This is a genomic window from Lysinibacillus sp. RU7 (assembly GCF_057837305.1).
The window spans coordinates 122448-130654 of record NZ_JBYQFK010000011.1; the positions used below are offsets into that span (position 1 = coordinate 122448).

At 35.1% G+C, this 8207-nt stretch carries 12 protein-coding genes and 1 pseudogene; 8 read left to right on the top strand and 5 right to left on the bottom strand.

The window, feature by feature from the left end; translation table 11 throughout:
* The 5 genes from AC3II9_RS10150 (at position 1) to AC3II9_RS10170 (ending at position 1837) form a co-directional block, all read left to right on the top strand.
* The gene (locus AC3II9_RS10150) at positions 1–417 is read left to right on the top strand and encodes a hypothetical protein (protein WP_391375006.1); all 417 of its coding nucleotides are present in this window, start codon (positions 1–3) and stop codon (positions 415–417) included.
* A 100-nt stretch (positions 418–517) separates the two neighbouring features.
* Positions 518–865 (top strand): hypothetical protein, encoded by a 348-nt coding sequence (locus AC3II9_RS10155; RefSeq protein WP_391375004.1) that lies wholly within the window; start codon positions 518–520, stop codon positions 863–865.
* A gap of 11 nt (positions 866–876) precedes the next feature.
* The gene (locus AC3II9_RS10160) at positions 877–1230 is read left to right on the top strand and encodes a hypothetical protein (RefSeq protein ID WP_391375001.1); all 354 of its coding nucleotides are present in this window, start codon (positions 877–879) and stop codon (positions 1228–1230) included.
* Positions 1231–1239: 9 nt separating this feature from the next.
* Positions 1240–1623, top strand: coding sequence for a DpnD/PcfM family protein (locus tag AC3II9_RS10165; protein ID WP_391374998.1), 384 nt, complete (start codon positions 1240–1242; stop codon positions 1621–1623).
* A gap of 1 nt (position 1624) precedes the next feature.
* Entirely contained in the window at positions 1625–1837 is a 213-nt protein-coding gene (locus tag AC3II9_RS10170; RefSeq protein WP_391374995.1) for a DUF4314 domain-containing protein, read from the top strand.
* 828 nt (positions 1838–2665) lie between these two features.
* Here AC3II9_RS10170 and AC3II9_RS10175 read toward each other — a convergent pair.
* The 3 genes from AC3II9_RS10175 to AC3II9_RS10185 form a co-directional block, all read right to left on the bottom strand.
* A complete protein-coding gene (locus AC3II9_RS10175) occupies positions 2666–3106 on the bottom strand; it encodes a hypothetical protein (protein ID WP_391374992.1) in 441 nt (146 codons plus the stop codon).
* A 113-nt stretch (positions 3107–3219) separates the two neighbouring features.
* Positions 3220–4119 (bottom strand): hypothetical protein, encoded by a 900-nt coding sequence (locus AC3II9_RS10180; RefSeq protein WP_489155202.1) that lies wholly within the window; start codon positions 4117–4119, stop codon positions 3220–3222.
* A gap of 371 nt (positions 4120–4490) precedes the next feature.
* Entirely contained in the window at positions 4491–5240 is a 750-nt protein-coding gene (locus tag AC3II9_RS10185) for a hypothetical protein (protein WP_489155204.1), read from the bottom strand.
* A gap of 4 nt (positions 5241–5244) precedes the next feature.
* On the opposite strand from AC3II9_RS10185, the gene AC3II9_RS10190 reads away from it, so the two are divergent.
* The 3 genes from AC3II9_RS10190 to AC3II9_RS10200 all read left to right on the top strand — a co-directional run bounded on the left by AC3II9_RS10190 (position 5245) and on the right by AC3II9_RS10200 (position 6740).
* Complete coding sequence (locus tag AC3II9_RS10190; protein WP_391374983.1) at positions 5245–5427, top strand: hypothetical protein; 183 nt, start codon at positions 5245–5247, stop codon at positions 5425–5427.
* A 491-nt stretch (positions 5428–5918) separates the two neighbouring features.
* The gene (locus AC3II9_RS10195) at positions 5919–6470 is read left to right on the top strand and encodes a phospholipase A2 family protein (protein ID WP_391374981.1); all 552 of its coding nucleotides are present in this window, start codon (positions 5919–5921) and stop codon (positions 6468–6470) included.
* An 18-nt stretch (positions 6471–6488) separates the two neighbouring features.
* Positions 6489–6740 (top strand): hypothetical protein, encoded by a 252-nt coding sequence (locus AC3II9_RS10200; RefSeq protein WP_391374978.1) that lies wholly within the window; start codon positions 6489–6491, stop codon positions 6738–6740.
* Between the two features lie 797 nt (positions 6741–7537).
* Here the strand turns inward: AC3II9_RS10200 and AC3II9_RS10205 are convergent.
* The gene (locus AC3II9_RS10205) at positions 7538–7726 is read right to left on the bottom strand and encodes a hypothetical protein (RefSeq protein ID WP_391374976.1); all 189 of its coding nucleotides are present in this window, start codon (positions 7724–7726) and stop codon (positions 7538–7540) included.
* Positions 7707–8207, bottom strand: a pseudogene (locus AC3II9_RS10210) (hypothetical protein); the annotation flags it as partial. The gene AC3II9_RS10205 and the pseudogene AC3II9_RS10210, both read right to left, overlap by 20 nt.

Here is an 8207-nt window from a genome sequence, read left to right on the forward strand (position 1 = left end):
ATGGCAAAGTTAAATAAAGTCCTTTCAAATGAATCAGCTTTTATGGCATTAGGCTTTGTTCCAATGCTTCAAATGTTCCATGTAGAAATCGTAGAAGAAGATTTCTTTTACAGTCATGTGAGTGAAGAATTGCCGCATTATAAGCTGTTTGCGAATATGATAGAGGTAGATACAATCGATATCATCGATTTTACACAGGATTTTTGTTTAATTGTTGATGATGAGGGTTTATTGAAATCAGAAAATCTTGTATACGAAATTACATTTCAAGGTATTACTCAACAAATTGCAGGTCGATTTGCAATTGGTCGAAATGAGTATTGTAAATATAAAGGATTGATGACTGTTCCACTTCAACCTGCTGATTTTGTTGATTTAGCTGAGCTAGATATAGAAATCATAGGTCGAGTACGATAAAAATCCCTAGAGGTATTTATAGATAATTCTATAAATACCTTTTTATTTTTTTCTAAAAAACAAAAAGTATATAAATCTAAAAACAGAAAGAGGACATCTTATGAATCTGTCATTGAAACAACAAATCAAACAACTAGCGAGAGAGCAATACTTTGTGTATTTAGGCGAGTTCATTTACTTCTCATCAGCAAGCGAATTAATCGTATGGCTTTCATCTGAAATGACACCATTCGAATTAGAGCATCTAGCTTACCGTTTAGGGAATACACATATGGAGGAACTAAAGAAGTCTGGCTGTGATACACCTGCAGAAATCTATGTATTTGAACACGAATATGTATTTGTCTTACAGGGTAAAAGCGAAAAGTTATTTATCTACTCATGTGATTTTATCGACATTGATGATGAGCATATATTTGTATCTCCAAATGAAAGTGCTTTTAAATAGGTGGCTGCATGATGGAGAAGGTTATTGATTATATTTTGCAACACCAATCAGCTACGACTTGTTTTGTCGAGCAACGTACTTATTTCAATTGCACACCAGCTTCAGAACGATTAATCGAATATACCGCTTTAGATGTTGTGAATGTGAATTGCACGTTTATTGTTTCGTTAATTAATGAAAAGAAAGGGCTTTTGTTTAGAGAATCTTTAGCATCAGTGGATCTGTTAGGATTCGAATTTGGGCAGGTTTTGCTTGTCACAACAGAAGTACATCAAGCTTATGCGTTTGTTCAAGAGTTTCGCCAAAAAATTGGCTATATCACAAATATTCGCAAGCATTTAAAACAATTACATGATGGTGAGTAGGGGATAGATATGAAAACATTTAAAATCGAAGTAAAGGAAACATTAGCAGCTATTCATTCAGTTCAAGCTGAAACAAGAGAAGAAGCAATTGCTAATATTAAAAACCAATATTTAAACCAGGAAATCATTTTGGATACAGAAAACTTTGTTCAAGTGGAATTTCAAGTTTTAGAGGATTGCAGTTTAACTTATACAAAGGACACAAAACGCCTTTTAAAAGATGGCGATTCTCTTTTTTATAATGAATGGACTGGCGAATGGTATGATTCATGGCTGGCTATGGTTCATGATGCTTGGTACAAAGGCATGACGAAGGCAGAACTGGCGATTGCTTTAGATACGGAGCATACAGATTGCTATTTATTCTATACTTCTTACGAAAGGGATTGCTGAAATGAATTGTGATGTTGTATTAGCCCGTAAACGAATTTTTGTACCAGGAAGTTGGGTTCGATTAACTGAGCGAATGAACGACCCGTATACGCCCTTAGAAAAGGGGTTAACGGGTACAGTTCGCTATGTTGATGATATTGGCACTGTCCATATAAATTGGGAGAATGGCTCACCTTTAGGCGCAGTCCTTGAAGATAAAATTGAATTGATATAGATAGAAGCCCTCTAGAAACTTGTGCTAGGGGATTTTTACTTTGTAAAACCTGAAGATTTACTTACTGATCAAGAAACATTTCAATTTTCCGTAAAATCTTTATCTTTGGTGCGTCTATTTACTGTGTCTAATGATGTAAAAAAGATTTATGATAGCGAATATAGGCTTAGTTGATGAAAAGATTGTTTAGTAAAGTGACGGGTACTATTAATGAAATTAATCCAAGTCTATATAGAAGGTTTTCTTCATATTTTTTGTGTTAAGATAGATGTACTTTGTCACTCTGAAAAGAGTAAAGCTCTTCATCGTTACGATGAAGAGCTCAGAGCGTCGACAAACTAATTTCTGAGCAGAAAATTAGCACGGTCGGACGCTCTTTTATTGATTAATGCAGATTTTTAAAATTCACAGGCTTTCAGAAACATTGCTATTACAGGATTCTTTATAAATCCAAATGACGATAAGAAAGCACCCTAAATATAAAAATAGTAGACAAAATCGAAAAAATCGACTTTGTCTACAGTCTGAGCTTTTCATCGTTACGATGAAGAGCTTTTTTTAGTTAGGTACAAGTGATGAAAGATTTTTATTGTCCTTTGAATCAAAGTTTATTGATGAAAAAATACTGCATCCACTTCTTAATGATGTACCTTAAAACAGCAGCAGGTACTGTCTCTTTTCTAATAAAAAATAGCAAAGGGCGTTGTTTCTGCGCCGTTTGCTATTATCTTTTCCAGTTCGATTTGCGAAGAACGAAAAAGTTTTGCGAAAATCCCCCACTTTTTTGCGTGGAGAACTGTTCTAACGCTTGATTTTGAGTGCGTTTATTTAATAGACTACGCCCAAGTGATCTGATGCACAAGTCTGGCAAGTATCCTTATCAAAACGGTGTTCAAAAGTAACCTTTTCATTGCAAAATTGGCATTTTCGGTATTGCCTTTTTCTTGAGTTAATCGTCTTTATTAGGAAGTTTACAATAATATCTAGCTGCTCCATTTTATTTGAAAAATTCAATTCCTCCCAAATTAATGTATGCTTTTTAAAAATACTAGGAGTTGTACTAATCATATATCCCTCCCATTGAATCGTCTCATAACCAAATTCAAGCCCTATCTCCGTAGCTCTTATATATACCTCTGGCTCATCAGCAAATCCTTCAAGTTTAAAATAAAATGATTTGTCCATTGAAACATTCATTGGATCAGTTATGGAATAAAGTTCGCATTGAGAATTAAGCCAATCAAGTGCTTTAGTCTTTAATGATGTCATATCGAGTTGTCCTTATTTTTCATATTAGGTAAAGCGTAAAGCGCAGTCGTTGCAACAATAATAACAGCACCACGTTCATGAGAAAATGGTGCTGTTTTGCTACCTGTTCTGAATTATTGCTTCGGTTTGTTCTTTTCTATAGCTTCTAATTTCGCTTCATAATTAGCACGGATTCGCTCATTTTCTGCGTGCATTCCAGCTACTTTATCGTTGTACTTTTCATTTTGAGCCTGTAACTTGGCTTGGTATTCACGCTCTACTTCTACAAGTGCCTTCTCGCGTTCAAGGTCCTTTCGTTCCTGCATGATTTCGAGTTCGCGAGTATAGTTCAACTGGGCATTTTCTAAAGCCTTTTCTAATTCACGTACACGTTCGTTAGCTTGCTGTTGCGCTTGCTCTAACTGATGAATTTGCTCTGTAGAGGCTATTTGTTGTTCATTTAATTGTTGTACAAGTGATGCCTTTTCAGCTGAAAAACTCTTTTTTAATGTTTCATTTTCTTCAGCATATCCCTGATATTTCGTTACAAGCCCGCTTAATGTATCATTCTTTTCTTTATATTCGTTAATAAGCGCCTGGTTATTATCCAGCGAGTTTTGCATGGATACTAACTTTTCTTCTAGCGCTACGGCATTTTCCGTATCTATTTTATGTTGTTCCTCTAAGTTGCTAATGTTCGCTTTTAATAGCTTGTTTTGCTCCTGGAGTTCGGTAATGATGCTTTCCTTACTTTCCAGTTTATTTGTTACTTCTTTTACGGCGTGGTCCTTTAAATATGTGGAACGAGCGACCATGTTGCTAATAAGTGAGTAGATACGTGTCGTATGCACTTCTAACTCAGCTAAATCGTTCGAATAATCACCGGAAATGCCGTCCTTTAGACTGTTTAATTCATACAAGGCTACTGCTTTTTCCAACCAATCCTTCGCTGTTAAACCACTCATTTCGATTGTTGCTTTGGCTTTGTCGTAAACTTCCTCAGTTACTTTGATTCCTAGTGTTTTATCTGCCATATGATGACCTCCCTTTAGTTAACTAATAAAACTAGTAATATCAATAGGTTAACCTAGTTAACTATGGTTAACCTTTGTTATTTATATTATACCTTCTTTTGGAAAAGGAAACAATGAGGAAACATTAAATAGGGTGTTTTGTTTGATATTAGGGTTTAGTGGTTTGGGAGAATGAATTGTTTTATGAAAAGTTGGAATTTGCGTGAGTTAAGGGGTTAGTTTTTCTTTAGAGGGGGCGCTGCCTTTATAACAAGGAAAGGTAGATGATAGAATTAATTGTTTATAGTTAACTTATAAAGATTGTTATATCAATGGTTAACCTAGTTATCTTAGGTTAACCATTGAAAAGTATATTTGTGTAATGAAAGAAATCAAGGCACTTCATGATACGCCGTTAACGCTTCTTCTAAACGCTTCGATAGGTTTTTAGCCAAATACTGATTGATAAAGCGCTCCTTTTCCAGTTCGATTTGCGTAGAACGGAAAAGTTTTGCGAAAATACCGGACTTTTTTTGCGTGGAGAACTGTTCTAACGCTTCTGTACGTAATGTGGATACGACTTCATTTTCAATTTGTCGTTCACGGATCTTTACAACGATATCCTTTTCTTCTTTCAATTCTGTGATTTGCTGTTGTAGACTTTTGCTTTCTTCTGTAATCTTCTCTGTTCTTTCCTGCATTTCACTCAGCTGCTGGGTGGATTCTAATGAAAGCAATTGGATATTTTGCGCGAGATAGTCCTGGTTAAGGGTAATTTGCATCGCGCCATTTTCATCGTCTTGTTGCATATGAAAGAGCCCGGTTTGCATCATTTGCTGCAGGACATTACTGAGCACGTCTACTTTATTGGCGAGTTCATCTGGTGGGGCGATTGCTGTTGTGGCAGCGGGTGGTTGTTTGACGATATAACCATTTTCATCGATGCCAAGCAAGCGCTTGAGACCCTTTACGCGGTACTCGTCTTTTAGCAATAAGATCATCTGTAGCCTTAAAATCGATGGGAGATTCAGTCGAATAACCGTCGCCGTCGTGGGGTTGTCCGTAAGCCCGTAATCAAATAATGTATATAAAACACCTGGCACCTCCGGTATTATAGACTTATCAAATGAAGGAAGTGTCATTCTTATGCCTACAAATAAATTAACAATTGTCCCCGTAATACGCAATCCAATCCATCACACAACATCCTTACAAAGCCCGCAACAACAATCTGTCCCAAGCTGCGTGATGAAAACAGCTACAGCTGAAATTTCCTTCTTCAATGGTGTAGGATACCGACACAATATCGACAGATACCGACAATTTTAATGTCGGTTGTAATGTCGGTTGTACAAATGATAGACTCAGAGTAACTCGAGGGTAAATGAATTGCTATAGTAATAAATAGATTTGATAGTTTGTCTGGACAACAATTACGATATGTAAGTTTTCGCTACTATACTAAAATGCAAAACTTTTAAATTCTTTTTACATGATCAACCCCAAGTTGCGGTGTTGAATCATAATAATGATATTAATACCTAATAGGACTAATACCGGTATTGTTGTAACCAAGGGCAAAATAAATGCTTAATATACACATGTTTTTTAGTAACAAAAAGTTGCTACATGAATAATGTTACGAATTATATTTGATACAGTATTTTGTTACAACGAATTTAGGGGTTATAGAATTTATTGTTTTTAAACACTTCATGTAACAAAAATGAACGTTTATGTTACGAAATAAATTACTTTGCTCCTCAACGCAGCTACGCTGGTACTGGGCCTAATAAAGTATACAAAGGAGATAAAGTTAGATGAAAAAAATATTTTCATTATTTGTTGCAATGTCATTTTTAATTTCTTCAGTTTTTTTGTGGGGAGGTACAAAAGCTTTTGCAACAACAGGGGAAGAGTCATCTTTGACAAATGAAGAACTTTTAAATGCTGATGAACAGTTAGGGGCTTACATTTATTATGAAGATGGAAAACCGTTTGTTGATATCGAAAAATTAGAAACAGATGGTTTAGCAGAGGAATATATTGAAATTGGACTTATGGTAAATCAGATTAGTAGTAGTTACTCTAATGATCAAGCAAACACTATAAAGGCAGCTAAAATAAGTATACCTGTTTGGGGGAATTGGTGTGGTCCCGGACATGGTTCTGGTACTCCACAAGATTTATTAGATAGAGGTTGTCAGATACATGATAAGTGTTATGAGGATAAAGGTTATTTTACCTGTTCTTGTGATTGGGAGCTTGTTATTTATATAGAAACTTATTTCCATAAGATGGGTCTTAAAGAAAAAATCGCTGCTACTGCATTAAAAACATATTTTAATAACACCTTATGTAATCCATTCTAATAGCGAGGGAGGACATGTATGGTTAAATTTATTAAGGTTTTAGCTGTAAGTACGATAATCATTTCTTTATTGCTTTGGGTACCTAATATTGTGTTTCAAAAAGCATCATTTTTATGGATTTTTACGTTTGTTTTTTCCGGGATTGGTATTCTCTTATCGGTGAGTGTTAAATCTAACATTTTAATTATAGGGAACACCATAACTTTCTTTAGTTTTTTTATAGTAATGTTTTTAGGTTATATTTTAGATTTTTTAATAAACCAGATGTAATAATAGTGATTCCGTGAAAAAATAAGCATGGTTTATTTTATCTAGTAAACGACTAAAACCTTAATTTTTGAGTTGTAATGATTATTGTTAGAATATTACGGGTAGTGTTACAAAATCGTCTTCTTCCTTTTATACAAGGGAGATGGCGTTTTTTTATTGAGATATCGAACAAAAAAATATTTTGCCGTGATGATCTCAATCTTTAATTTTAAAAAATGTTTGTGTCCTTTTGGTCGGCTTAACTCTATGACATTAAAACATGCAAAAAACTAGTGCAAATCATTTACCAAAAGTAAAGTTTAATTATACATTATTATAATAAATGTTTCATAAAATTATGGTTTATGTTTATATTTTACAACTAAAACTTACTTTCTTATCAAAAAGGTGCTTCTTTTCCCTTTGTGCAGAAGGGAAAAGAAGCACCTTGTCTAGTCTAACAATGAAACGAGAATCTATCCAACGAATCGATGGAAAGCGAATGAATGTAGCTATGTGAACAGCTTTAAAAATTATACAATTAATATACAGTTTATGTTTATAACAACAGATGGAAGTAGCGTTGTCAAACACATTATAAGATGTCTTGAAATCTAAGTATATAAGGGAGTGAGCATTGCGAATCGTCTCGTAGACCATCTCTTATATACTTATAATAATTAATAATAAAACTGACTGTCGCAAAAATGAAGATAAAAAGCCGTGGCCAATTTTCGTGATGGCACGCTTCATTTTTACTATTCGTTGTTATCTTCCTTTACCCTAGTCTTCTCTATCTCCTGCTTCAAGCCCCCTATTTATTCTTCATATGAAGCTCTTAGCTGTGCGATTTCATCGTAAAGGGCACGGATTTTTTCGTTGGCTGCTGTGAGTTGTTCCTGGCTTATGCGTTCGAGTGCTACTAATGCTTTATCGCGCTCGATGTCTTTTTTCTCAGTAAGTATGCTTAATTCAGTTTGGTGTTGTTCATTTGTAAGGAGCTTCATGATACTCCGTTAACGCCTCTTCTAAACGCTTGGATAGATTTTTAGCTAAATACTGATTAATAAAGCGTTCCTTTTCCAGTTCGATTTGCGTAGAACGGAAAAGTTTTGCGAAAATACCGGACTTTTTTTGCGTGGAGAACTGTTCTAACGCTTCTGTACGTAATGTGGATACGACTTCATTTTCAATTTGTCGTTCACGGATCTTTACAACGATATCCTTTTCTTCTTTCAATTCTGTGATTTGCTGTTGTAGGCTTTTGCTTTCTTCTGTAAGCTTCTCTGTTCTTTCCTGTATTTCGCTCAGCTGCTGGGTGGATTCTAATGAAAGCAATTGGATATTTTGCGCGAGATAGTCCTGGTTAAGGGTAATTTGCATCGCGCCATTTTCATCGTCTTGTTGCATATGAAAGAGCCCGGTTTGCATCATTTGCTGCAGGACATTACTGAGCACGTCTACTTTATTGGCGAGTTCATCTGGTGG